23 protein-coding genes are annotated in these 23,013 nt (G+C 65.4%); 13 read left to right on the forward strand and 10 right to left on the reverse strand.

Annotated elements, in window-relative coordinates:
- Positions 1 to 247 precede the first annotated feature (247 nt).
- Positions 248 to 421, reverse strand: coding sequence for a hypothetical protein (locus PV773_RS06605; RefSeq protein WP_347965573.1), 174 nt, complete (start codon positions 419 to 421; stop codon positions 248 to 250).
- A 180-nt stretch (positions 422 to 601) separates the two neighbouring features.
- Positions 602 to 922 (reverse strand): hypothetical protein, encoded by a 321-nt coding sequence (locus PV773_RS06610; RefSeq protein WP_347965574.1) that lies wholly within the window; start codon positions 920 to 922, stop codon positions 602 to 604.
- Between the two features lie 322 nt (positions 923 to 1,244).
- On the opposite strand from PV773_RS06610, the gene PV773_RS06615 reads away from it, so the two are divergent.
- Together PV773_RS06615 and PV773_RS06620 are read left to right on the forward strand one after the other, a co-directional pair.
- Entirely contained in the window at positions 1,245 to 1,904 is a 660-nt protein-coding gene (locus PV773_RS06615) for a ParB/Srx family N-terminal domain-containing protein (protein ID WP_347965575.1), read from the forward strand.
- 21 nt (positions 1,905 to 1,925) lie between these two features.
- On the forward strand, positions 1,926 to 2,936 hold the full coding sequence (locus PV773_RS06620) for a DNA methyltransferase (RefSeq protein WP_347965576.1): 1,011 nt from the start codon (positions 1,926 to 1,928) through the stop codon (positions 2,934 to 2,936).
- Here the strand turns inward: PV773_RS06620 and PV773_RS06625 are convergent.
- The gene (locus PV773_RS06625; protein WP_347965577.1) at positions 2,822 to 3,742 is read right to left on the reverse strand and encodes a Crp/Fnr family transcriptional regulator; all 921 of its coding nucleotides are present in this window, start codon (positions 3,740 to 3,742) and stop codon (positions 2,822 to 2,824) included. The two genes, PV773_RS06620 and PV773_RS06625, sit on opposite strands and share 115 nt — an antisense overlap.
- Positions 3,743 to 4,323: 581 nt before the next feature.
- On the opposite strand from PV773_RS06625, the gene PV773_RS06630 reads away from it, so the two are divergent.
- From PV773_RS06630 to PV773_RS06640, 3 genes are all read left to right on the forward strand, one after another.
- Positions 4,324 to 4,458 carry a hypothetical protein gene (locus PV773_RS06630; RefSeq protein ID WP_347965578.1) on the forward strand — a complete coding sequence of 45 codons (135 nt, stop codon included), beginning with the start codon at positions 4,324 to 4,326 and terminating at the stop codon, positions 4,456 to 4,458.
- 69 nt (positions 4,459 to 4,527) lie between these two features.
- Complete coding sequence (locus tag PV773_RS06635; RefSeq protein WP_347965579.1) at positions 4,528 to 4,872, forward strand: hypothetical protein; 345 nt, start codon at positions 4,528 to 4,530, stop codon at positions 4,870 to 4,872.
- Between the two features lie 150 nt (positions 4,873 to 5,022).
- Complete coding sequence (locus PV773_RS06640; RefSeq protein WP_347965580.1) at positions 5,023 to 5,289, forward strand: DUF2933 domain-containing protein; 267 nt, start codon at positions 5,023 to 5,025, stop codon at positions 5,287 to 5,289.
- Between the two features lie 127 nt (positions 5,290 to 5,416).
- Here PV773_RS06640 and PV773_RS06645 read toward each other — a convergent pair whose 3' ends face one another.
- The 4 genes from PV773_RS06645 to PV773_RS06660 form a co-directional block, all read right to left on the reverse strand.
- Positions 5,417 to 5,905 carry a hypothetical protein gene (locus PV773_RS06645; protein WP_347965581.1) on the reverse strand — a complete coding sequence of 163 codons (489 nt, stop codon included), beginning with the start codon at positions 5,903 to 5,905 and terminating at the stop codon, positions 5,417 to 5,419.
- A gap of 85 nt (positions 5,906 to 5,990) precedes the next feature.
- Positions 5,991 to 7,436: a multicopper oxidase family protein gene (locus PV773_RS06650; RefSeq protein WP_347965582.1), complete on the reverse strand. Its 1,446-nt coding sequence runs from the start codon at positions 7,434 to 7,436 to the stop codon at positions 5,991 to 5,993.
- Positions 7,437 to 7,459: 23 nt separating this feature from the next.
- On the reverse strand, positions 7,460 to 7,666 hold the full coding sequence (locus tag PV773_RS06655) for a hypothetical protein (RefSeq protein WP_347965583.1): 207 nt from the start codon (positions 7,664 to 7,666) through the stop codon (positions 7,460 to 7,462).
- A 57-nt stretch (positions 7,667 to 7,723) separates the two neighbouring features.
- Complete coding sequence (locus PV773_RS06660) at positions 7,724 to 8,266, reverse strand: DUF305 domain-containing protein (protein ID WP_347965584.1); 543 nt, start codon at positions 8,264 to 8,266, stop codon at positions 7,724 to 7,726.
- 295 nt (positions 8,267 to 8,561) lie between these two features.
- On the opposite strand from PV773_RS06660, the gene PV773_RS06665 reads away from it, so the two are divergent.
- From PV773_RS06665 to PV773_RS06700, 8 genes are all read left to right on the forward strand, one after another.
- Positions 8,562 to 9,992 carry a YfcC family protein gene (locus PV773_RS06665; protein WP_347965585.1) on the forward strand — a complete coding sequence of 477 codons (1,431 nt, stop codon included), beginning with the start codon at positions 8,562 to 8,564 and terminating at the stop codon, positions 9,990 to 9,992.
- 17 nt (positions 9,993 to 10,009) lie between these two features.
- The gene (gene arcA, locus PV773_RS06670) at positions 10,010 to 11,236 is read left to right on the forward strand and encodes an arginine deiminase (RefSeq protein WP_347965586.1); all 1,227 of its coding nucleotides are present in this window, start codon (positions 10,010 to 10,012) and stop codon (positions 11,234 to 11,236) included.
- A gap of 10 nt (positions 11,237 to 11,246) precedes the next feature.
- Positions 11,247 to 12,248 (forward strand): ornithine carbamoyltransferase, encoded by a 1,002-nt coding sequence (argF, locus tag PV773_RS06675; protein WP_347965587.1) that lies wholly within the window; start codon positions 11,247 to 11,249, stop codon positions 12,246 to 12,248.
- Between the two features lies 1 nt (position 12,249).
- Positions 12,250 to 13,158, forward strand: coding sequence for a carbamate kinase (locus PV773_RS06680; RefSeq protein WP_347965588.1), 909 nt, complete (start codon positions 12,250 to 12,252; stop codon positions 13,156 to 13,158).
- Positions 13,159 to 13,319: 161 nt separating this feature from the next.
- Positions 13,320 to 14,330 carry a ribose-phosphate pyrophosphokinase gene (locus PV773_RS06685; protein ID WP_347965589.1) on the forward strand — a complete coding sequence of 337 codons (1,011 nt, stop codon included), beginning with the start codon at positions 13,320 to 13,322 and terminating at the stop codon, positions 14,328 to 14,330.
- Between the two features lie 26 nt (positions 14,331 to 14,356).
- Positions 14,357 to 16,726 carry a xylulose 5-phosphate 3-epimerase gene (locus PV773_RS06690; RefSeq protein ID WP_347965590.1) on the forward strand — a complete coding sequence of 790 codons (2,370 nt, stop codon included), beginning with the start codon at positions 14,357 to 14,359 and terminating at the stop codon, positions 16,724 to 16,726.
- 8 nt (positions 16,727 to 16,734) lie between these two features.
- The gene (locus PV773_RS06695) at positions 16,735 to 18,093 is read left to right on the forward strand and encodes an MBL fold metallo-hydrolase (RefSeq protein WP_347965591.1); all 1,359 of its coding nucleotides are present in this window, start codon (positions 16,735 to 16,737) and stop codon (positions 18,091 to 18,093) included.
- The gene (locus PV773_RS06700; protein WP_347965592.1) at positions 18,090 to 19,622 is read left to right on the forward strand and encodes a thymidine phosphorylase family protein; all 1,533 of its coding nucleotides are present in this window, start codon (positions 18,090 to 18,092) and stop codon (positions 19,620 to 19,622) included. The genes PV773_RS06695 and PV773_RS06700 overlap by 4 nt, the downstream gene beginning before the upstream one ends.
- A gap of 20 nt (positions 19,623 to 19,642) precedes the next feature.
- Here PV773_RS06700 and cls read toward each other — a convergent pair whose 3' ends face one another.
- From cls to PV773_RS06715, 3 genes are all read right to left on the reverse strand, one after another.
- Positions 19,643 to 21,076: a cardiolipin synthase gene (gene cls / locus PV773_RS06705; protein WP_347965593.1), complete on the reverse strand. Its 1,434-nt coding sequence runs from the start codon at positions 21,074 to 21,076 to the stop codon at positions 19,643 to 19,645.
- Positions 21,073 to 21,780: a DUF6629 family protein gene (locus PV773_RS06710; protein WP_347965814.1), complete on the reverse strand. Its 708-nt coding sequence runs from the start codon at positions 21,778 to 21,780 to the stop codon at positions 21,073 to 21,075. Before PV773_RS06710 ends, cls begins: the two co-directional genes overlap by 4 nt.
- Before the next feature lie 104 nt (positions 21,781 to 21,884).
- A complete protein-coding gene (locus PV773_RS06715) occupies positions 21,885 to 23,012 on the reverse strand; it encodes an ABC transporter permease (RefSeq protein ID WP_347965594.1) in 1,128 nt (375 codons plus the stop codon).
- Position 23,013: the final 1 nt, after the last annotated feature.

Genomic DNA, 23,013 nt, shown 5'->3' on the forward strand with positions numbered 1-23,013 from the left:
CAGCGGGGCAGGTCCGAAAGCACACGTCCAGCTTGGCTCGCCGTTGATTACCTGCACGCCTGCGGCACACCCGCGCGGCGGGCGCCGCGGAGCGAGCAGCCGTGCCTTGAACCGCAGTGCGGGCTTGGCTGGCGGCGGTCCGCGCATGTGCATTCGGGAATGTGAGGAACGCCTCGCAGGTACCTGACGATACGCGCTGGGGGGGGGGCGGCGCCATCGGAGAACGGTCGAACCGCGGCCGGGAAGTTCACACCGAAAACGATTGCCCCAGGCTCTCCATCGCCACGACCTGGCCTGATCCCGCCATCGTCTGCATGGCCCGGCGGACACCCGGTATTGGAAACGCGCCCGCCGAGCAGGCGTAAGCGGTAAGGCATGCGCTCAGCGCGATAAGCTGGAGAAACGACGATACGGTGCTCATGGTCTTCGCCAGTCAAAAGCTATCCGCCTGAAGCGCGGACCGCCTCAGCGAAGCTACGGATTGTTGTGCCTGCGAATGTTCGGAAGCGGTCGTCCTGTCGACCCAAATCCGAGTATGCTATATTCATAGCATGAATTTCATTTTCATTCCAGTGAATTTTGAATCACAAAAGCGATTCTGTCAGCCGATAGCAAGGCCGGCGACCCGTTGGTCGGCGAATCGGTGGCCTGTCCGCAGCAACGCTTGCGATTCGGCGCATACCGTCGACATCGAAAAGATCGAGAAGCCGCCTTCTCGCGGCTTCATCGTCAGAATGGCGGAGATGACAGCAGATGCGAACACCCGCGGCCGGATCGGCATGGACATGTCCACGCCGATCCGGAGACGATCAAGCGGGCGGAAGAAGATTTGGTGGTGGAGGCAGTCTTCGGCGAACCGGTCTCGCGAATAATTTCCTGGTCTCAGGGAATTCTGCAGGGATTTCTGGTACTGAGCTGCCATTTTGACCCTTCCGAGTGCGCTCTAGCCACCACAGCCCGGACAAGGAACTGCAAATTCCCTGATCATTCGAAACAGGGAATTTGCTCTCAAGGCACCTGGCGTCTGCAGGGAACAGCCGTGCGGAAGGTCCGTCACATACGGCCTTTGGCAGCCTGAAAATATGTAAATCGTCCGCCCCATCGGTGAGCTGCGACAGGCTGGCTCTGTTACTCAGTTAATACGCTGGGATAAGAGGGGCGCGGAATCCTCCTCGCCCTGAGGAGAACGGGTGCTGGGCCATAGTGCCCGCACTTCGCTCCTCCATCTCAGGAGGTTGCCGACCATGATATCAGAGAAGTCCATTCGAGGCCTGGAGGTAGAATACCTTCAGACCTCATCGCTAACCCCCGATCCGAACAACGCCCGCAAGCACTCGCAGCGGCAAATCACGCGGCTCAAGGCGGTCATCGCTGAGTTTGGGTTCACGGTGCCGATCCTTGTCGATGAACGGCTTATCGTCATCGCCGGCCACGCAAGGCTGATGGCCGCCAAAGAGCTTCACCTCGAAACCGTTCCATGCATCAGGATCGAGGGTTTGTCAGAGGTCAACAAGATCGCGCTGGCGCTCGCCGACAACAAACTGTCGGACATGTCCGAGTTTGATCCGACGGCGCTCGCCAAACAGCTGGAAACGCTGTGCGCGCTCGATGTCGATTTCAAATTCGAGTTGACCGGGTTCGAGACGGCCGAGATCGACTTGTTGCTCAAGCAGCCCCAAGTCGGAACGGCCGATGCTGCGGACGACCTTCCCGACGACGAGGGCGCGCCGGTGGTGTCCAGACCCGGCGATCTGTGGCAGCTCGGCATCCACCGCGTCATCTGCGGGGATGCCCGGGATCCGTCCGTCTATTCCACATTGTTGGGCAAAGAGCGCGCCAATGCGGTGTTCTGCGACAGTCCCTACAATGTCGCCATAGACGGGCATGTCTCTGGGCTCGGCTAGGTAAAGCATCCCGAGTTTGCCATGGCCTCCGGCGAAATGTCGTCATCGGAGTTCACCGGGTTCCTGGGCCAGATCATGACCAATCTGTGTCAGTTCAGCACCGACGGGTCGCTTCATTATCACTGCATGGACTGGCGCCACGCCCGCGAGCTGCTGGAGGCGGCATCGGGCGTCTACAGCGAGTTCAAGGCCCTGTGCGTGTGGAACAAGACCAACGCCGGCATGGGCTCGCTCTACCGTTCCGAGCATGAACTGGTTCACGTCTACAAACATGGCACGGCGCCACACGTGAACAACGTGCAGCTCGGCCGCCATGGCCGCTACAGGACCAATGTCTGGGACTATCCCGGCGTCAACACGTTCAGGGCCGGTCGCATGGACGAACTGTCACTGCATCCCACCGTCAAGCCGGTGGCGCTCGTCGCCGACGCCATTCGCGATTGCACCAAACGTGGCGCGCTGGTCCTCGACCCGTTTGTCGGCTCTGCCTATTTGGCGCACATCCCAAAGGCCGTTGCCCTACCCAGCCTGCCGAAGCCAAACAAAGAGAGTTTCCGTGTGTATGTGCCGCGTGCCCAACGCCGGCGGATTCTGGCAACGCTGAGCTTCGAGACGCTTCAGCCATTCCGTCATGCACGCGTCTTTGCCGAAGAGATTGCAGCCGATCCCTCCCGTTTTGTGCTGCTCTTCAGGGACAGCATGATCGAAGAGTTAGACCCCATCCTGCGTCAGGCCGATCGGACGACATTGCTGTACTCGCTGTGGCCCGGTTATCTCGACCAACCAGGCAGCCGGTTGCGCGCATGGTGTGCGGACAACGGCATCCCCCTGTCGCAGTGCCACACCTCCGGCCATGCGGATCCGCACACCTTGAGCCGCCTTGCCCGATCACTCAACGCGCGTCACGTCATTCCGATTCATGCCGGCTCGCCTTTGGGCCAATTCCGCGCCATCCAGGCCGCTGCCATCTGCGGATCGACGCCGGCGATGTCCATCAGCTTGTCCGGATTGAGGATGCGGAGCCGCCGATAGTGAAACTCAGCGATCCGTTCCTTGCGGAGCGCGCTGAGCACACGGTTGACATGCACAAAGGTGAGTCCCGTAGCATCGCCGATCTGCTCCTGCGTCAGAGGCAGGCACATCTCCTCGATCCGGTTTCCCGGCCACTGCGCGCGAAACCGTATGAAGAGCTCCAGCAAAAGATGCGCCACCCGTTCGCGCGCCGACCGCCGGCCGATGCTGGTCAGATGACTGAAGGCCAGGCTGCAATCGCGGGCAAACAGCCGCGCCAGGCGAAGGCTTATTCCCGGGTCGTGGCGATTGTACGAAATCAGGGTGGAATACGGGATCACTGAAACGACGACGTCGGTCAGGGCCTGGACGCCGAAGGTCGACTGCTCGCCTTCGCAGGGCAGGATGCCGAGGACGGTGCCCGGCAGACCGAACTGCACGATCTGCCGTCGTCCATCCTCCAGCAGCGTGTAGAGCGCGACCCAGCCGTCCAGCAGATTGTAGATGGTGTGTCCGTCAAAGCCGATGCCGAACAGGTCGCGGCCCGCTTCGAACTTCCGGTCGCCCGTTCGAAACTGGGGGATCAGGCGATGCGTCTCCAGATCCGGGCGTACGACGGAAAGGGGCGCGGACGCCTCCGCCTTGCTTTCGCTGTTGGCGGTTCTCGGGAGCAGATTGGTCTGGCCCGCGACGGCCTTCTTGGGATCGCCCGGCCCAGCACTTGTGAGTGCACGAATGTTCGGCTCGCTCCATCCGTGCGCGACGTGATCCCAATCGCTGCGGAACGATCGGACATCCGGAGATCTCAATACTTGATTCAAGCTCATAGTACACCTCCCGGGCCCAGGCCCGTTTCGGCGGCTGCTCCACAGCCAAGGATGAGGATGCTTGGTTCCGACCGCTCGCGTTCGAGACGATCGGTTCGACCGCGCGGTCCATCGGCGGCGGCACCTATGCAATGCAGCGATGCGCGGCCTGTGTCCGACGGCCTAGATGGAGCGGCTTCGAGGTACCGGTGGATCGCGGCCGAGGATGTGGGAGCGCAGGCAATCGTTGCGCATGGAGGTCACGCGGGACGAATTCGACCGCAATTGCGGTCCGTCCCATCGATCGTTGAAATAGGATGCCTGGCAGGGGGCATGCATGACCATGCAGCACGCCCGCTCGGAAGCACAACGGGTCTCGTCGCCTGCCGGCGCCATGGCCAGCGCTAGGACGACCGCAGGCCCATTGGACATCTCGTCCAGATGGTTGCCGCTGGCCGACGCCGGCTCCGTTGATAGCAACGTCGCCGCGTACAAGAACAAAAGAGCCAGAAGCCGAAGCATTCGCTCACGCCCACCGCAGTATTCGCCCGTCTTGTCGACACCGAACGCGTCAGAATCAACCTGGTGCACGCGCCCGTCGTGTGAACCTCACCATCGCAATCAACGACAAGTCGACCTTCGCCGCATTGATCCTGATCAAACGCGCGACGCGGGCAGAAATGCCGCGCGAACGGATCGCCCGGTGGCGGCCACAGGCCGCCTTGCTATTTGATTGATTGAGGTTAAAGCCCGACACGGAGTTCGCTGCTCCAATGGCATTTGGATTCCATTCATCCGGGTCAGACATGGCATCCTCGATTTCACCCCCGCGGCAGCCGCCGCCCATAGCCATCCTTGTCGTGGTGAGCGGCAATCTGGTGATGCTGAGCCCGTTCTTTGCGAAGAGCGACGGCCTGCTGGTGCTGGATCTGGCCGCGGCGACCCGGTCGTTTCAGCCCAACACCCAACGTACCGGACAAGCGACATGCGACCTGGTGCTGCGCAGCGGGGTCAACAGGTTCATCTGCGGCTTCGTCGCGGCGCCGGAAAGAGACAGGCTCCTGGACGCCGGCCTGGACGTGCGCATAGGCTCCTGCTCATGCCCGGTCGTCGACCTCGCGCGCGACTTCGACGGGCTCCCCACGGCTTGAGGGGCGCTTGTCGGGCCGCCCCTGCCCGCTCGCCATGCCGTCGCAGCATCCACCAAAGGACTTTAACCGAGATCAAGGAATCGGCGCCCAGCCCGGCGCATTGTGCGTCTATGACTTCCGAGCGTGCGCGCTCCTGCCTGGGGACTGACCATGGAAACGAGATCACCGGACCAACATCAAGGCGAGAAGCCACGGCAATTTTCGCTCACTGCCAAAATAGCATTCGCCGGCCTGCTCGCCGCTGCGGGTGTCTATGTCGTGGCCGACCGGGCGAATCTCCTCGCATGGCTGCCGTTCCTGGTCATCCTCGCCTGCCCGCTGCTGCACATGTTCATGCATCGCGGCCATGGCAAGCATGGGAGCCAGCCACGGCAACCATCGTCTCCAGCGGACAGGGAAGCATCCCACACGCATTGAGGGGGAAGGCCGCTTCGAGGGGCCTCGACGACGGTACCGACCGGCAGACGCGACCAGCGCCGCCCTTCTCGAGCATCGCCGGGTCGCGCCTGTCGGATCTCCATAGTTTGCTTGCGGGCCGATCTGATCAGCGCAGATGTTCGTCCGTAAAATCGAGGCGTACGGGCTTGTCCCGACCCGGGACGCTCACCTCGACAGCGATCTGGTAGCGGTCGGCGCCAGCGAAATCGACGAAGCCGCCATAGGTCACCGTCCCTGCAATCGCCATCGGTTCAAACGAGACCCGCTTGCGGCCGACATGGCCCAGGCCAGAGATCGTGGCCGCCACGGTCGCGTTCTCGACGCGGTCCCCGCTCTTGGCGTCGAACACAGCGACCACGACATGCCGCACATGAGCGCCTGCGGGCGCCCCGCCATGCATGTCGGCTTCGGGATGCCCCGCCGGGTGCCCCTTGACCACCGCTGCGGGGATGATGCCCAGGTATACGGCCAGTCCGTCGGCAGTCTGGTAGCCATCGGCGGCCCCTGCCCCACCCACCGACAGCACCAGGCCGATCGCGGCTCCGGCGAGCGCTAAGATCGCGCCACGCCGTGTAAATGCGGATTGCGCACCCATACTGGTCAAAACCTCTGGTTCATTGGCTTTGGATGTGTTCTCGAGGGCAGGCGCGAGCGGTACTCGCGCCTGCCCAACCCGACGGTCAGGCCGCGTAGGCGAAGGTCGTCATCATGCCCGTAGCCATGTGGTAGAGATGGTGGCAGTGGAACGCCCATTGACCGGGATTGTCCGCATCGACCGCGATCGTCACCGAGCGGCCGGGAGGCAACAGGACCGTATCGCGTATCGCGCCGGAGAAACGCGCCCCGTCGATGGCGACGACCTGGAAATGATGCCCGTGCAGATGCATCGGATGGGCCATCATCGACTTGTTCGCCATGGTGACCTCCACCCGCTCTCCGGGCGCGACCGTGATTGCGGGGTCCGCTACGAGGCTCCATTGGTATGGCGTCATCGAACCGCCCAGGGCCAGGTCGAAACGCCGGTCGGCGGTACGCTCGGCCAGCGGCGAAACTGCGCGGAGCCGGGCCTCCAGATCGAGGTCCAGGACAGGCCCGGCCTGATCGCCGGCAGGAGACAGTTTCGCGACCGGAGCGTCGCCGACCCTCAAGATGAAGCCCGTGCGCTGGACAGCGCCTTCGCGCAACGCAAGCACCGGGAACGAGCGCTTGTCGGCCGGCAGCTCCAGCCTCACGTCGACCCTCTGACCCATGGACACCGGGAAGCGCTGGCCCGTGACCGGTTCGACCGGCTGGCCATCCACGGCGACGAGAGTTCCCTGCAATTCGCCGAGATCCAGCGTGAAGGCCGTTGCGGTGGCGCCGTTGATGAGCCGCAATCTTACGCGGCCGCCCTTCTCCACTGAAATGATCTCTGGATCGTCGAGGGTACGGTCGTTGGCGAGATAGGCGTCGTACTCGATGTCGTTGAGATCCATGGCAGCGCCGCCGCCCGGCATCTGCATGCCATCCATCTGCATGCCGTCCATCTTCATGCCGCCCGTAGCCTGGCCCTGATCGCCATGGCCGCCGCCTTTCAGCTTCTCGAGTATCTCGCCCGCCGGGGTGAACGAGAAATCATGCAGGAGGACAACCACCTCCTGTTCGTCGCGGCCGTCGTCGCGCGGATCGGCGACGACCAGGGGAGCCGCGAGAAGCTGCTGCTCCTGCAGGGTGTGGGCGTGCATCCAGTTGGTGCCGGGCAGAGCGACCGGAAAGTCGAACGACCGCTCGGCGCCGGCGTCGAGCAGCGGCATCGGCGCGCCGGCAACCCCGTCGCTCGGCCAGGGCGGCGTCAGGCCGTGCCAGTGGACGATCGTCGGCTCGGCCGCCTCGTTCGCCAGGAGCACGTTGAATCGCTCGCCGGCGCGGATGCGAATGCCGTGGCTGCCGTCCTTCTGCTGCAGCCCGAAGACAGTAGCGTCGCGACCATTGACCTCGATCGTTCGCTTGACGACCCGCAGCAAGGTGGGCTGGCCAGCGCTCGTCGATGATGCAGGATTCGCCGCGGCAGCCCTCATCAGGAGCGTCGGAGCCGAAGCCGCGATCGACGCGGCGAACGATGCCTTCAAGAATGACCGGCGGTCCATTGCCATATCCTTTCGTCGACGGACTATTTGGCGCCGCGCGCGGCATCGCCCGAGCAGCAGCCGCCGCCGTGCTCGTGGGCAGGCTTCCGTTCGGAGCCTCCGCAACAGCCGCCGGACGCCTTCGGCGCGGCCTGCGCCTTGTCGCCGCAATGCCCGGCTGCCGCAGCGTGGTCGTGCGCATGCTCTTCACACCCGCCGTGGACGTGATTGGCTTTCGTTTCGGTGGTCATGGTCATTTCCCTTTGCTGGTGTTGCCTTGGCGCCGTTCCGGCGCAAACGTCTTGGTTTTACTGGCCGCGCTCGCGCAGCCACTTCTGCATTTCGTCGATTTCGCCCTGCTGGGCCTTGATGATGTCGTTCGCCCAGCCACGCACCCGCTCGTCGCGGCCGTGCTGCAGAACTGCCTTCGCCATCCCGATCGCCGCCTGATGGTGGGCGACCATCCCCTTGACGAAGGCCACGTCAGGGTCGGTCGCGACCATCGCTTCCATCATCTGGGCGTTTATGCCGCTCATGGCGGCCATGTAGGCCTTCGATGCTTCGGGCAGGCTGTTCATGCAGGCAGTCATCTGCTGCGCCATGTCGCCACCCATCATCTGCTGGCCCATGTTGCCGCCCATCATCTGCTGCCCCATGCCACTCATCATCTGCATCATCGGGGCGCATGGTCCAGCCATGGCATTCTGCTGGGGCGCAGTCTGGGCGCCGCCATCGGTCTTCGGGTGGTGGGTATCACTTTGGGCCAGGGCCAGGGCCGGCGACATCGCCAAGCCGATCGCAAGAGCCAGTCGTGCTGCATGTTTCATGGGGGCATCCTTTCCATTGTCCATCAGCGCTCGACCTGGGCGACGCACGCGAGGCCTTCCTCGCCGTGGCCATCGCCCGAACGGCTTCGAGCCGGATGATTTGCCGTCATGAAGGAACGATAGGCGGAGATGCGACCGCGGGATTTAATCTAGATCAAAGATAAACAGCCCCCCGGCGCGCATTGTCGCGACCACGGCACGAAGAGCGGGCGGCAAGAACCGCAGCGCAGTTCGAAGGAGCGGATCCCGATCAGCGGTCCTGCTCGCCACAGGGATTTGGGGGACATCGCTGCTCCCCGAACGCACAGGGGAACTTGTCATGACCTCTATTTCAGACACGTCGCAGAAGCGGCGATTCCGATTTCCGACCGCCTTCACGATCCTTTTCGGCCTGATCATCGTCGTCGCCGCGCTGACATGGATCGTTCCGGCCGGCCAGTACCAGCGCACCCTCAATGCGGCACTCGGCCGCGAGGTCCCGGTTGCCGGCACCTATGCGCTCACCGATCCCAACCCCCAGGGCGTGTTCGATGTGATCATGGCCCCCATCGCCGGCCTCTACAATCCGGCGACCAACCAGGCCAACGCCATCGACGTCGCCTTGTTCGTGCTGGTCATCGGCGGATTCATCGGGGTGGTCGCCTCGACCGGCGCAATCAACGCCGGCATCGTCCGCGCCATGACGGCGCTCCGGGGCCGGGAGAAGTGGATGATCCCGGTGCTGATGGCACTGTTTGCCATCGGCGGCACCACCTACGGCATGGCGGAGGAGACGCTTGCCTTCTATGTCCTGCTGATCCCGATCATGATCGCCGCCGGCTACGACGCCGTGACCGCCGTCGCAATCATCCTGCTCGGGGCAGGCGTCGGCGTGCTGGGCTCGACGGTCAATGCCTTTGCGACGGTCATCGCCTCCGATGCCGCCGGCATCCCCTTCACCCAGGGCATCGTGCTGCGTTTCGCCATACTGGGTCTCAGCTGGCTTGCCTCGGTCGTCTACGTCATGCGCTACGCCGAACGAGTACGCCTCGACCCGTCGAAGTCGCTCGTCTACGACCGCAAGGCCGAAAACGAGGCGCATTTCCTCTCGACCCAGGTGGCGACGCTGGAGTTCACCGGCCGGCACAAGCTGATCCTCGCCGTCTTCGCGCTGACCTTCGCCGTGATGATCTGGGGCGTGCTGCTCGGCGGCTGGTGGATGGGCGAGATGAGCGGCCTGTTCCTGGCATCGAGCGTCCTTGTCGGCCTGATCGCCCATCCGGGCGAAGCGAAGTTCGTCGATGCCTTCCTCAGCGGCGCGCGCGACCTGCTCGGCGTTGCCCTCATCATTGGCCTGGCGCGCGGCATCGTCGTGGTGATGGATGCCGGAAAGATCACCGACACGATCCTGAACTGGGCGGAGCTTTCCGTCGCCGGGCTCCCGCAGGTCGCATTCATCAACGTGATGTACTGGATCGAGGTACTGCTCTCCTTCTTCGTGCCCTCCTCCTCCGGGCTGGCAGTGCTGACCATGCCGATCTTGGCACCCGTGGCGGATTTCGCCGGTGTCGGCCGCGAGCTGGTCGTTACCGCCTATCAGTCCGCCAACGGCCTGGTGAACCTGATCAACCCGACCTTCGCGGTGGTGATGGGCGCGCTGGCCATCGGGCGCGTCCCCTACGAACGCTGGCTGCGCTTCATGTGGCCGCTGCTTCTCATCCTGACCGTCATCATCGCTGCGAGCCTCAGCTTCGCAGCCCTGCTGAGCTAACTCCAACGGAGCCTTCCATGTCCATCACCTATGGCGTCCACTCCGAAGTGGGCAAATTGCGCCGCGTGCTCGTCGACCGCCCGGGTGCGGCGCTGTCGCGGCTGACACCGTCGAACTGCCGGGAGCTGCTGTTCGACGACGTCATCTGGGTCAAGCAGGCCCGCGTCGAACACATGACCTTCGTCGACGCCATCCGCCATCGCGGTGCGGAGGTGGTCTTCCTGCGCGAGCTGTTGGCCGACACGATGAGGATACCGGAGGCACGCCGCTGGCTGCTCGAACGTCGCGTCAACGACGATACCGTCGGCGTCGGGCTGGCCGACGACCTGAAGGCGCATCTGATGGAGGTCGATGCGGATGCCCTGTCCATGATCCTGATGGGCGGCATGAGCCGGGCCGAGCTGCCGATGCAGCCCGGCGGCCTGCTGGCGCCCGTGCTGCGGCCGGAGGATTTCGTCCTGCCCCCGCTGCCCAACCACCTCTTCACCCGCGACACCACCTGCTGGATCTATGGCGGCGTGACGCTCAATCCGATGCGCTGGAACGCACGCAAGCTGGAGACCGTCAACATCGCCGCAGTCTACCGGTTCCATCCGGATTTCCGCGACGCGGGCTTCCCCGTCTGGTGGGGAGACCCCGACCAGGATCATGGCCTGGCGACGCTCGAGGGCGGCGACGTCATGCCGCTCGGCAACGGGCTCGTGCTCGTCGGGATGGGCGAGCGCACCACCCCGCAGGCCATCGGGCAACTGGCTCGGTCTCTCTTCGCCCAGGGCGGCGCGAGCCACGTGGTCGCCTGCAAGCTGCCGATCGAGCGTGCGTCCATGCACCTCGACACGGTCTTCACCTTCTGCGACCGCGATCTCGTCACCGTGTTTGCCGAGGTGGCCGACAGGATCGAGCCCTATTCGATCCGGCCCGGCGAGAAGGCCGGCACCCTCGATGTCCGCGCCGAAAACCGGCGGCTGGTCGAGGTGGTGGCCGAGGCGCTCAGCCTGGAGAAGCTCCGCGTCGTCGAGACCGCCGGCGACGCCTACATCGCCGAGCGCGAACAATGGGACGACGGCAACAATGTCGTCGCTCTCGAACCCGGCGTCGTCGTCGCTTACGACCGCAACACCTACACCAACACCCAGCTGCGCAAGGCGGGCGTCGAGGTCATCACCGTGCCCGGCGCCGAGCTGGGCCGCGGCCGCGGCGGCGGCCATTGCATGACCTGCCCGCTGATACGCGATCCGGCTTGAGGAGGACGATATGCCAGTCAATCTGCAGGGCCGCAGCGTCCTCAAGCTGCTCGACTTCACCCCCGACGAGATTCGCTTCCTGCTTCGCCTGTCCGCGTCGCTCAAGCAGGCCAAATATGGCGGCTACGAAAGCCAGCGCCTGAAGGGCAAGAACATCGCTCTGATCTTCGAGAAGGATTCGACGCGAACCCGGACGGGCTTCGAGGTCGCCGCCTATGACCAGGGCGCCCATGTCACCTATCTCGGGCCGACAGGCACCCAGATCGGCAAGAAAGAATCGATGAAGGACACCGCGCGCGTGCTCGGCCGCATGTATGATGCCATCGAGTACCGTGGCTTCGGGCAGCAGCAGGCCGAGACCCTGGCCGCCTACGCGGGGGTTCCGGTCTACAACGGCCTGACCGACGAGTTCCACCCGACGCAGATACTCGCCGATTTCCTGACCATGCGCGAGTTTACCCGCAAGCACCTGTCGCAGATCGCCTTCTGCTTCCTCGGCGACGCGGGCAACAACGTGGGCAATTCGCTGCTGGCCGGAGCCGCCCAGATCGGCATGGACGTCAGGCTCGGCGCACCCAGGGCATGCTGGCCGGACGAGGCACTCGTCGAACAGTGCCGTGCCATCGCCGGCAAGACCGGCGCAAAGATCACCTTGACGGAAGACCCGGTCGAGGCCGCGCGCGGCTGCGACTATGTCTACACCGATGTCTGGGTGTCGATGGGCGAGCCGGATTCGGTCTGGGCAGAAAGGATCAAGCTCCTGACGCCCTACCGCGTCACCACCGGGATCATGGCGGCGACCGGCAATCCCCACGCCAAGTTCATGCATTGCCTGCCGGCCTTCCATAACCGCGAGACCGAGATCGGCGAGAAGATCTTCCGGCAGTTCGGTATAGACTGCATGGAAGTCGCCGAAGCGGTGTTCGAATCGGAAGCATCGGTTGTCTTCGACCAGGCCGAGAACCGCATGCACACGATCAAGGCCATCCTGGTCGCCACACTGGGTGCGTGAGATGCTGATCGTGGCAGCCTTGGGCGGCAATGCCCTCCTCAAACGCGGCGAGCCGATGACGGCCGAGGTGCAGCGCGCCAATGTCCGCAAGGCGGCACTTGCCCTCGCCGACCTCGCCAGGGACCACAGGATCGTCGTCGCCCATGGCAACGGCCCGCAGGTCGGGCTGCTGGCCCTGCAGGCCGCCGCCTACACCGACGTCGCGCCCTACCCGCTCGACATACTCGGCGCCGAAAGCGTCGGCATGATCGGCTATCTGGTCGAGCAGGAGATGGCGAACGCGCTGCCGCAAGGCGCCCGGCTCGCCACGCTCCTCACCCAGATCAAGGTCGAGCGCAGCGACCCCGCCTTCGACAAGCCCGAGAAGCCCATCGGCCCGTCCTACGATGCCGCCGAGGCCAAGGAGGTCTCGCGCCTCCACGGCTGGCCTCTCGTCGAGGAGAGCAAAGGGCGCTGGCGTCGCGTGGTGCCCTCGCCCTTGCCACGCAAGATCACCCAGATCGACACGATCCGGCTCCTGGTCGAAAACAGCGTCACCGTCGTCTGCGCCGGCGGCGGCGGCATCCCGGTCATCGAGAACGGGGCTGGCGACCTGGTCGGCATAGAGGCCGTCATCGACAAGGACCGTGCCGCGGGCCTGCTCGCGGACGAGCTCTCGGCCGACGCGTTCCTCATGCTGACCGACGTCGAGGCCGTCTACCAGCACTGGGGAACGCCGCGACAGGCTCGGATCAGCCGCGTCCGCCCCGGCGACCTCGATTCCGCTTCCTTCCCGCCCGGCTCGATGGGCCCCAAGGTCGAGGCCGCCATGGCGTTCGCAGCCAGGGACGGCCGCATGGCCGGCATCGGCCGACTCGAAGATGCCCGCGCCATCCTCGAAGGCAGGAAGGGAACGCTCTTCGCCAGGTGACGGGCGGCGTCGGCGGGCACAGCCCTTTCACGCATCCGGCGCGTCGATCGCGCCGGATTTAACCTGGATCAAGGACTGCCGGCCGGGGAGCGGCAAAGATCGGTCACGATAGAGCCCTGCCGCCTTGGTGCGGTTGGCACGACCGAGTGGGAAATTTCGACATGCGCCTCATCCTGCCGATGCCGGGCAACGAGACCCTCGCCAGCGATCTGGCGACGACCGGGGGATGGGAGCTCGGCCGCCTTGAGACGCGCCGCTTTCCCGACGGCGAAAGTTATGTGCGCATCCTTTCGGACGTCGCAGATCGCCCCGTCGATTTCGTCTGCACCCTGGCGCGGCCCGACGAGGGCTTCCTTGGCCTCGCCTTCGCCGCCGATGCTGCCCGCAGCCTCGGCGCGACGCAGGTAACGCTGATCGCCCCCTACCTGGCCTATATGCGCCAGGACCGCCGGTTCCAGCCGGGCGAGGCCGTCACTTCGAAGACTTTCGCACGGCTCGTATCCTCCACCTTCGACCGGCTCGTCACGGTCGACCCGCACCTTCACCGCTATCCGGCGCTGTCCTCGCTCTACGGGATTGCTGCCGTTGTGCTGCATGCCGCACCCCTTCTGGCCGCCTGGATCGCCGCCGAGGTCGCAAGCCCGCTGGTTATCGGCCCGGACGAGGAGAGCGAGCAGTGGGTTGCGGCCATCGCGGCACGCATCGGCGCGCCCTATGCGGTGCTGCGCAAGATCCGGCACGGCGACCGCAATGTCGAGGTCGCCGTGCCCGACCTCACGCAATGGCGCGGGCGCCAGCCGGTTCTCGTCGACGACATCGCCTCGTCCGGCCACACGCTGATCGACGCCGCGCGCCAGCTGCCGCTCCAGGGCTTCCCACGGCCGGTCTGTGCGGTCGTCCACGGCATCTTCGCCGAGCAGTCCTATCGCAATCTCCTCCAGGTGGCCGACCGCATCGTGTCGACGGATTCGGTCCGGCACGAAAGCAACGCCATCCGTCTCGCGCCGCTGATTGCGGGGACCATCGATGCGCTGGGCGCAGCCGATGGCGATCTCGTGCGCCACAGGCGCCCGCCCGAGCCGATGGACGAAGTCGAGGGTGCCGGCTTCGACTCCTTTCCGGCAAGCGACCCGCCGCCATGGACGAGCGGCGTCTCCAGGCCCGGCGAATAGACCCGACACCGAAACGAGGTGGCATCATGACCGACAGACCTTCATCCGCATTCGAAACCTGGCGCAGGGAATACGGCCCCATCATCCACTCCGATCAGACGGTGGAGCGCATTGTCCGATTGGCATCGGACAGACGGTTCGACCCTGAAAAGCTCTACGGGCTGCTTGCGGCCGCCGACAGGCTGGCCTGCGCGGCGATGTGGACCGTCGTCCACATGACCTATGCGCGCCGCGTCGACCTGTCCGGTGCGCCTCTCGCGCCAGAGGATTTCAAACCTTCTCCGGAAGGCCATACCGGCGGCTCGCTCAACATGGTCCCGGCCTTCGTCGGCTATCTCGCCGCCAACACGCTGAGCGCCAAGACCAGATCCTGGGTGATGGGCCAGGGCCACTGCGTCGCCGCGGTCGAGGCGGTCAACGCGCTGACAGGCGATGTCTCGCCGGCACAGAAAGGCCGCTACGACCGGACGGAAAAGGGACTGTCGCAGCTCGCCGCCGACTTCTATTCCTACGCGATCGATGCCGAGGGCCGGCCGGCCGTTCCGATTGGCAGCCATGCCGGGCCGAACACCGCAGGGGCGATATCCGAGGGAGGCTATCTCGGCTTCGCCGAGGTGCAGTATGCGCACATGGCACTGCCCGGCGAGAGCCTCGTCGCGTTCCTGAGCGACGGTGCCTTCGAGGAGCAGCGGGGCTCGGACTGGACGCCGCGCTGGTGGCGCGCCGAGGATTGCGGACTGGCCATACCGGTGATGATCCTCAACGGACGGCGGATCGAGGAACGCGCCCAGATCGCCCAGCAGGGCGGCACCGGCTGGCTCGAGGCCCATCTGCGCCTCAACGGCTTCGATCCGATCGTGATCGACGGCAGGGATCCGGCGGCATTCGTATGGGCGATCCTCACCGGCGAGGGCCGGCTGGAGCAGTTCCGCGACGGCCCCGATCGCCGCTATCCGGCACCTGTCCCCTATGCGATCGCCGAAACGGTCAAGGGCTTCGGCTTTCCAGGAGCCGGCACCAACGCCGCGCACAACCTGCCCCTCGGCGGCAATCCGTCCCGCGACGAGGCCGCCCGACATGCGTTCAACGAGGCGGCCAGGGCGCTCTACGTATCTCCCCAGGACATCGAACGTTCCGTCGCGGCGCTGGCGACCCACCGGTCCCAGGTCCGGCCGCGCGAAAGTGGTCACCCACTGGCTGTCCGGCATCCCGCGGCGCCGAGCCTGCCCGAGCCCAAATGGGCGATGCCGGACGCGCCCGCGGATTGCGCCATGCACGCGCTGGACCGCTGGTTCGTCCGCGTCGTCGACGCCAATCCGCAGTTGCGGCCGCGCGTGGGCAATCCCGACGAACTGAGCTCGAACCACATGGGTGCAACGCTCGAGAGGCTGCGGCACCGGGTCAACATCGCCGAACCGGACGTCGCCGAGGCCAGGGACGGCGCGGTGATCACGGCCCTCAACGAGGAAGCCGTCGCCGGGGCGGCGGTCGCCAACAAGGGCGGCATCAACCTGATCGTCAGCTACGAAGCCTTCGCCATGAAGATGCTCGGCGGCTTGCGCCAGGAGATCATCTTCGCGCGGCGGCAGCGCGAGGTCGGGCATAAACCCGGCTGGATTTCGGTGCCGGTGGTGGTGACCTCCCACACCTGGGAAAACTCCAAGAACGAGCAGTCCCACCAGGATCCGACCATCGGCGAGGCGCTGCTCGGCGAGATGTCGGACACTGCACGCGTGCTGTTCCCCGTGGACGCGAACAGCGCGATGGCGTCTCTGCAGTCGGTCTACCGGGGCCGCGGCCAGGTCGCGTGCATCATCGTGTCGAAGCGCGACATGCCAAACCGCCTCGACGGCGAGGCGGCGCAGCGCTTCATCGCCACGGGCGCGGCCCATGTCGAAGGCGACCCGGCAGCCGCCGACTTCCAGTTCGTCGCCATCGGCGCCTACCAGCTCGAGGAAGCGCTCAAGGCGGCCGAGAGGCTGAAGGCGCGCGGCCGGCGGGTGGCGGTGACGGCGGTGGGCGAGCCGGGGCGCTTCCGCATCCCGCGCGACCCGCTCGAAGCGGCCTTCACCGCAACCGACGAGGAGCTCGCAAGGCTCTTCCCGCCGCACCTGCCGCGCCTCATCATCACCCACACCCGGCCCGAGCCGATGATCGGCCTCCTGCGCCGCCTCGATGGCGGACCGCTGCGGACCAAGGCGCGCGGCTACATCAGCCGCGGGGGAACGCTCGACGTGGCGGGGCTTCTGTTCGCCAACCGCTGCTCCTGGGCGCATCTCGTCGACGGCGCGGCAACACTCGCGGGCTGGCCGCGCGACGGCCTGCTCACGCCGGCCGAGCGCGCCGCCGTTGATGGAAGCGGCAATCCCGCCGACCTCAAGACACCAGGGAAATGAGATCAGAGATGCTCACCTTAAGCAGCCTCGGCGGCGCCGGCACGGTCACGGGTTCGAAACACCTCCTCAGTCACCAGGGCAGCCGCATCCTGGTCGATTGCGGCCTGTTCCAGGGCCTGAAGAACTTGCGCGAACTCAACTGGGCGCAGCTTCCCGTCGAGGCGTCGAGCATCGACGCCGTCGTCCTGACCCACGCCCACCTGGACCATTCGGGCTATCTGCCCAAGCTGGTGCGGGATGGCTTCCGCGGGCCGATCTTCGCCACGGCGGCAACGAAGGACGTCAGTGAACTCATCCTGATGGACAGTGCGCATCTCCAGGAAAAGGACGCCGAATACGCCAACCGGAAGGGCTATTCGAAGCACAAGCCGGCGCTGGCGCTCTATGGCGTCGCCGATGCCGAGCGCGCCTTGTCGCTGTTCAGGCCCGTGTCCTTCGACAAACCCGTCAAGCTTCCGGGTGGAGCCACCGCAACCTATCGTCACGCGGGGCACATTTTGGGCGCGGCCACGGTGGATATCGAATGGGCAGACCGCCGCGTCGTCTTCTCGGGCGATCTCGGACGCTACGACGATCCGATGCTGCCCGACCCGGTGGCGGTGCCGGAAGCGGACTACGTCATCGTCGAATCCACATATGGCAATCGGGTGCACGAGGCGGGCGACCCGTCCGAGTTGCTCGGCGCGATCATCGAGCGGACCGTCCGCCGTGGCGGCACCCTTTTGATACCGGCATTCGCGGTCGGCCGCGCCCAGTCGCTGCTCTATCATCTGTGGAAACTCAAGACGGCCGGCCGGCTTCCCGACGTGCCCGTCTTCCTTGACAGTCCGATGGCCATCGATGCCACGGAACTGCTTCATACGCACAGCGCCGATCACCGCCTGCCGCCCGAGGTCTGCGACGCCATCTGCGCCGTCGCGACCTATACGAGGGATGTCGAGGCGTCCAAGGCGATCACCGCGAGCCGCTACCCGAAGATCGTCATCTCGGCGAGCGGCATGGCGACCGGCGGCCGCGTGCTGCACCACCTGAAGGCCAACGCCCCGTCGCCCAAGAACACCATCCTGTTCGGCGGCTTCCAGGCCGCGGGAACGCGCGGCCGCGCCTTGGTTCAGGGCGCACAGGAAATCAAGATCCATGGCGAGTGGATTCCGGTCCGCGCCGAGATCGCGGAGCTGCCGATGCTGTCGGCCCACGCCGACTCCAACGAACTGGTGCGGTGGCTTTCGGGCTTCCGCAAGCGGCCCAACCGCGTCTTCATCGTTCACGGCGAGGACGAGGCATCGGAAGCGCTGCGCGTGCGGATCGACCGTGAGCTCGGGTGGGAGGCCACCACGCCGCGGCAGGATCAGGTCTTCGAGCTATGACCCAGTCGCACGGTTCCGCCGCTCCCTTCGCGCAGCCCGCACTGCACGCCAGGCGGCTCGGCCTGCACACCCAGCACCAGCCGGTCGTGGTGATGCGCACCGATTGCCACGTCTGCCGGGCCGAGGGGCTTTCGGCCCGCTCGCAGGTTCTCGTCTCCGCCGGCGGGCGCCAGGTGCAGGCAACCTTGTTTCAGGTCGAGGGCGGCACGATGCTCGGCATCGACGACGCCGGCCTGTCGGAAACCGCCTGGACGGCCCTTGGGGTCCAGGAAGGCGAGGAAGTGCGCGTGACCCATGCGCCTGCCATCGAGTCCCTCGCCAATGTGCGCCGGCGCATCTATGGCAACCGCCTCGACGCACGCGCCCTCACCGACATCGTCCGGGACGTGACCGCCGGTCGCTACACCGACGTGCATCTCGCCGCCTTCCTCACCGCGAGTGCAGCCCTGCCCCTCGACGAAGCCGAAACGGCCGACCTTACCGCCGCCATGGTGGGCGTTGGCGACCGCCTCGGCTGGGATGCCCCTATCGTCGTAGACAAGCATTGCATCGGCGGCCTGCCGGGCAACAGGACCACACCCATCGTGGTGGCGATCGTTGCCGCGAACGGGCTGCTCATGCCCAAGACCTCGTCGCGCGCCATCACCTCGCCGGCCGGCACGGCCGACACGATGGAGACGCTGGCACCGGTGGACCTCGACGTCGTGGCCCTCAAGCGCGTCGTCGAAGTCGAGGGCGGCTGTATCGCATGGGGCGGTGCGGTGCATCTGAGCCCGGCCGACGACATCTTCGTCCGCGTCGAACGCGAACTCGACGTCGACACCGAGGGGCAGCTCATCGCCTCCGTGCTTTCCAAGAAGATCTCCGCCGGCTCCACCCATGTCGTGATCGACATTCCCGTGGGTTCGACGGCCAAGGTGCGCAGCGAGGAGGCCGCCGACGGCCTTGCGGCGCGGATGCGCGCGGTCGGATCGCGCTTCGGCCTCGATGTCACCTGCATCCGCACCGACGGCTCGCAACCCGTCGGGCGCGGGATCGGGCCTGCGCTCGAGGCACTCGACGTGCTTGCCGTCCTGCAGAATGCGCCGGGTGCGCCCGAGGACCTGCGCCGGCGCGCCGCCATGCTGGCGGGAGCAGCCCTCGAAATCGGCAGCAAGGCGGAGCGCGGAACCGGCGCCGCATTGGCGCTCGAAACGCTGAGGAACGGTCGCGCCTGGGCGAAATTCGCGGCGATCTGCGAGGCGCAGGGCGGCCTGCGCACGCCGCCGAAGGCAGCCATGGTCCACGCGCTCGTCTCACCGCGCGCCGGACGCGTGGTCCACATCAACAACCGCAAGCTTGCCCGATTGGCCAAGCTCGCAGGCGCGCCCGACACAAAGGCAGCCGGCATCCACATGGAGATTCGCCTCGGCGACGAGATCGACCGGGGCCAGCCCTATTTGCACGTCCATGCCGAGACCTCCGGCGAGCTTGCTTACGCGCTCGACTACGCCGGATCGGCCGGCGACATCATCGAGGTCGAGTCGTAAGGCCGTTCAGCCCGCTCCACTCACAGGAGCGGGCTTGCCAGCCGTGCGATGTTCTCGCCGATCTTCCTGAAGACCGAACGCGTCTCCCAGATGTCGAGCTTGAGGTCGGTGCTTGTGGCGAAGTAGCGGTCCTGCACCCGTCGCAACTGGTCGACGACCTTCGGGGCAAAGGCGACCAGGCTGATTTCCGCGTTCAGCACGAACGACCGGATGTCGAGGTTGCTGGAGCCAACAAGGGCGATGTCATCGTCGAAGGTGACGTGCTTGGCGTGCAGGAAGCGCCCTTCATAGAGGTGAATACGCACCCCGGCGGTGAGAAGCTCCGCGTAATAGGACCGCTGGGCCCAGCTTACCAGGACCTGGTCGACGAGCGAGGAGACGACAAGGTGCACCTCGACCCCGCGCAGCGCGGCGATCTTCAACGCCTGGAGAAGCGCTTCATCGGGCACGAAATACGGGGTCGTCAGCACGATCCGCTCGTTGGCGCCGTGCACGAGCGCGACCATGAGGTGACCGATGCCGGCGTCTGGATGGTCTGGTCCGCTCGCCAGCACCTGGGCGACCACCTTGGCGCCGGGAGCGTTGTGGGGGAACAGGGCGGGTGCGTCGAGCTTCTCGCCCGTTTCCATGTACCAGTCGGCGACGAAGACGGCCTGGAGTTCGGCGATGACCGGTCCGACGACCCTTGCGACGAGTTCCTCATTGATCAGGCCGCTGCGGAACTCCGCATTGGTGATGTTCTGCGAGCCGACATATCCGATGCGGCTGTCGACGACGGCGATCTTGCGGTGGTTCCTGAGGTCGGCGCGTGCCGACCTGCGGCGGAATATCCCCACTTCCAGCGCCAGCTGGACCTGCACGCCGGCGGCCGCGAGTTGAGCGGACACCGGCCCCGCCCATCGCCGCGAACCGATTGCATCGATAAGCACACGACACTTGACCCCGCGCCGGGCGGCGCGGTCGAGCGCATCGATGACCCGGCGGCCGGTTTCGTCGTCGACGAAGATGTAGAACATCAGATGGACGGTCTCGCGCGCCCCGTCGATGTCCGTGATCAGCCGGTCGATCGCCTCGCCATAGTCGGAGACGAACTCGATCTCGTTCCCCGACAGGGCCGGAAAATGCCCGAGCTTCTCGATCAGGGCGGCCGGACCCTCCAGATTGGCGGGCAGGTCCGGACGCCGGCAGAACTGCGAGTGCCTTATCTCCTTCGAGGCCGCCGAAAGGACTGCGTTCAACCTGCCAAACCGCCTGCGGCGCCAGGCAGGATAGGTCGGCCTTCCGATCAGAAGGTAAATGAGCAGCGCCGGAATGGGCAGGAAGAACACCAGAAGCAGCCAGCTGCGCGATGCCTCCGCCGAACGCCGCAGGGGCACCACCACCACCATCACGAGGCGGATTGCCCACTCCACCGACAGATATGCAATCGCCCAGACATCGCCATTTCCAATCATTGGGTCCTCGAGCAACTCCCGTCTGGCTGGGCTGCGTCCCGGCTGCCTGTTCCATGTCCCTTGCGCCAGACCACGAAGATCAGGTGGAAAGAGACGATGGCCGCGCCGAAGCAGAATACCGAGATGTAGGCATAGGAAAAGAAGACATAGGTGACGATCACGACCGCCATGACAAGCAATCCGAAAATCTTGACGTCGCGATCACGCACCAGAAGGAACGGCACGATGACGAGCGTCAAATAGATCGCGTATGTCACCGCGCGAGGAATGAGGTAATCGAGCAGGTTGATATCCTGATACCGCACCGACCATTGGAAGAACGATGTCGTCAGCCAGCCCTGATGGGCGAAATAGGGCAAATATTGCAGGCCGCCCAGCATCGCGCCTGCGATGATGAAGGGGATGAGGATGCGCCGTCGTGCCCCGGTTTCGAGCGCATAGGCCGAGAGCGGCACCCAGATGGGCCAGACGATCCAGGTGAAGAACATGTAGACGAGCGAATATTGGCTCGCGAGAGCGGCGTCACCGGCGGCACCGGCCGTCCAGACGAGCCCCTCCACGAACTGCTGCAGGCCGAACAGCAGCGGCAGCGTGCCGATCGCCAGGTAGCGCACATCGCTGCGGATGGCTCGGACCATGGTGGCGGTCCCGGCAGGCACCAGGACGGCCGCCGCGGCGAAGCTGACCTCAGCAGATAGGCACATGTCGGACCTCGATGGTTGGAGGGAGAGCCTCGGAAAACGGCCTGGGCCGCATTGGCAACGGCGGCTTGTCGCGCGTGCCGCCATGCCGATCCGAATTTGCGAGACTAGGTCTGCCGCGCCAGCATGATCCGGAAGCGTGACAGTGCCGTCGCCAGAAAGGCGGCGCCGAGCAATGCCATGATCGAAAGATCCATCCATGCGACGTCGAGGCCCGCACCTCGGAAGAGCACGGCCTGGGCAAAACGCACGAAATGCGTCGACGGCGATATGTACATGATGTCCTGCAGCAACGGCGGCATGCTCTCGAACGGGGCGAAGCTGCCCGACAGCAGGAACATCAGCACGAACACCGGGATGGACAGGAGCGAGAACTGGGGCATCGAGTTGGCGATCGTGGCGAGCATGATCCCGAGCGAGGTCACCGCGAACAGGTAGACGGCGGCTCCGACGAGGAACAGCTCGACCGAACCGACGATGGGGATGCCGAGCGCGGTGTTGACCACGACGCGGAGCGAGAAGGCGGCCGCGAGCAGTACGACCAAGGCATTGGCCCATATCTTGGCGACCGCGATCTCGCTCGATCGCACGGGCATCACCAGGAGGTGCTCGATGGTGCCGCGCTCGCGCTCGCGCATGACGGCCGCACCGACCAGGATTATGGAAAGGATGGTGATGTTGTTGATCACCCCCATGCTTGCCGAAAACCGCATCGCCTCCAGGTTCTGGTTGAACATGGCGCGGACAACCGGCTCGATGGGAATGACCGAACCGGCGCCCTCGGCCTTGAGGAACGCGGCGGTCTCGCGGGCGATGATCTGCTGGATGTAGGCCGTGCCCACGGCGGCCTGGCTCACGGCTGTCGCATCGACGTTGATCTGGATGGATGGGCCCTGGTTTGCTATCAGATCGGCTTCGAGCTTCGGCGGTATCTCGAGAATGAACGTGAAGTAGCCCTTGTCCAGCAACCGATCGACCTCCGAGCGGTCGATCTCGCGCGGCGGCTGGAAGAAGGGCGGCTGGAGCGCATCCTTGATGCGGGCGGACAGCGCCGACTGGTCCGCGTCCACGACCGCGACCAGCGCGTTGTTCACGTCGGTCCGCATGGCGGTCGATTCGGTATAGACCGCGAAGGTGAAGACGTAGGCGATGAGCGCCATCATCACCACGTCGCTCGACAGGCTGGCGAGTTCCTTGAAGCCGAGCCGAAGCACGTTCTGCAGCCAGCGCAGCATG

It is taken from the genome of Mesorhizobium sp. CC13 (genome assembly GCF_039907765.1).
Lineage (GTDB): Bacteria > Pseudomonadota > Alphaproteobacteria > Rhizobiales > Rhizobiaceae > Aminobacter.

Bases quoted from the DNA above. Each gene is read 5' to 3' on its own strand.
- cls (WP_347965593.1), bottom strand. From the start codon at position 21,076: ATGATTGGAAATGGCGATGTCTGGGCGATTGCATATCTGTCGGTGGAG.
- PV773_RS06715 (WP_347965594.1), bottom strand. From the start codon at position 23,012: ATGCTGCGCTGGCTGCAGAACGTGCTTCGGCTCGGCTTCAAGGAACTC.
- argF (WP_347965587.1), top strand. From the start codon at position 11,247: ATGCCAGTCAATCTGCAGGGCCGCAGCGTCCTCAAGCTGCTCGACTTC.
- PV773_RS06655 (WP_347965583.1), bottom strand. From the start codon at position 7,666: ATGACCACCGAAACGAAAGCCAATCACGTCCACGGCGGGTGTGAAGAG.
- PV773_RS06640 (WP_347965580.1), top strand. From the start codon at position 5,023: ATGGAAACGAGATCACCGGACCAACATCAAGGCGAGAAGCCACGGCAA.
- PV773_RS06610 (WP_347965574.1), bottom strand. From the start codon at position 922: ATGGCAGCTCAGTACCAGAAATCCCTGCAGAATTCCCTGAGACCAGGA.
- PV773_RS06665 (WP_347965585.1), top strand. From the start codon at position 8,562: ATGACCTCTATTTCAGACACGTCGCAGAAGCGGCGATTCCGATTTCCG.
- PV773_RS06660 (WP_347965584.1), bottom strand. From the start codon at position 8,266: ATGGACAATGGAAAGGATGCCCCCATGAAACATGCAGCACGACTGGCT.
- PV773_RS06650 (WP_347965582.1), bottom strand. From the start codon at position 7,436: ATGGACCGCCGGTCATTCTTGAAGGCATCGTTCGCCGCGTCGATCGCG.
- PV773_RS06680 (WP_347965588.1), top strand. From the start codon at position 12,250: ATGCTGATCGTGGCAGCCTTGGGCGGCAATGCCCTCCTCAAACGCGGC.
- arcA (WP_347965586.1), top strand. From the start codon at position 10,010: ATGTCCATCACCTATGGCGTCCACTCCGAAGTGGGCAAATTGCGCCGC.
- PV773_RS06700 (WP_347965592.1), top strand. From the start codon at position 18,090: ATGACCCAGTCGCACGGTTCCGCCGCTCCCTTCGCGCAGCCCGCACTG.
- PV773_RS06620 (WP_347965576.1), top strand. From the start codon at position 1,926: ATGGCCTCCGGCGAAATGTCGTCATCGGAGTTCACCGGGTTCCTGGGC.
- PV773_RS06690 (WP_347965590.1), top strand. From the start codon at position 14,357: ATGACCGACAGACCTTCATCCGCATTCGAAACCTGGCGCAGGGAATAC.
- PV773_RS06615 (WP_347965575.1), top strand. From the start codon at position 1,245: ATGATATCAGAGAAGTCCATTCGAGGCCTGGAGGTAGAATACCTTCAG.
- PV773_RS06635 (WP_347965579.1), top strand. From the start codon at position 4,528: ATGGCATCCTCGATTTCACCCCCGCGGCAGCCGCCGCCCATAGCCATC.
- PV773_RS06710 (WP_347965814.1), bottom strand. From the start codon at position 21,780: ATGTGCCTATCTGCTGAGGTCAGCTTCGCCGCGGCGGCCGTCCTGGTG.
- PV773_RS06625 (WP_347965577.1), bottom strand. From the start codon at position 3,742: ATGAGCTTGAATCAAGTATTGAGATCTCCGGATGTCCGATCGTTCCGC.
- PV773_RS06695 (WP_347965591.1), top strand. From the start codon at position 16,735: ATGCTCACCTTAAGCAGCCTCGGCGGCGCCGGCACGGTCACGGGTTCG.
- PV773_RS06645 (WP_347965581.1), bottom strand. From the start codon at position 5,905: ATGGGTGCGCAATCCGCATTTACACGGCGTGGCGCGATCTTAGCGCTC.
- PV773_RS06685 (WP_347965589.1), top strand. From the start codon at position 13,320: ATGCGCCTCATCCTGCCGATGCCGGGCAACGAGACCCTCGCCAGCGAT.
- PV773_RS06605 (WP_347965573.1), bottom strand. From the start codon at position 421: ATGAGCACCGTATCGTCGTTTCTCCAGCTTATCGCGCTGAGCGCATGC.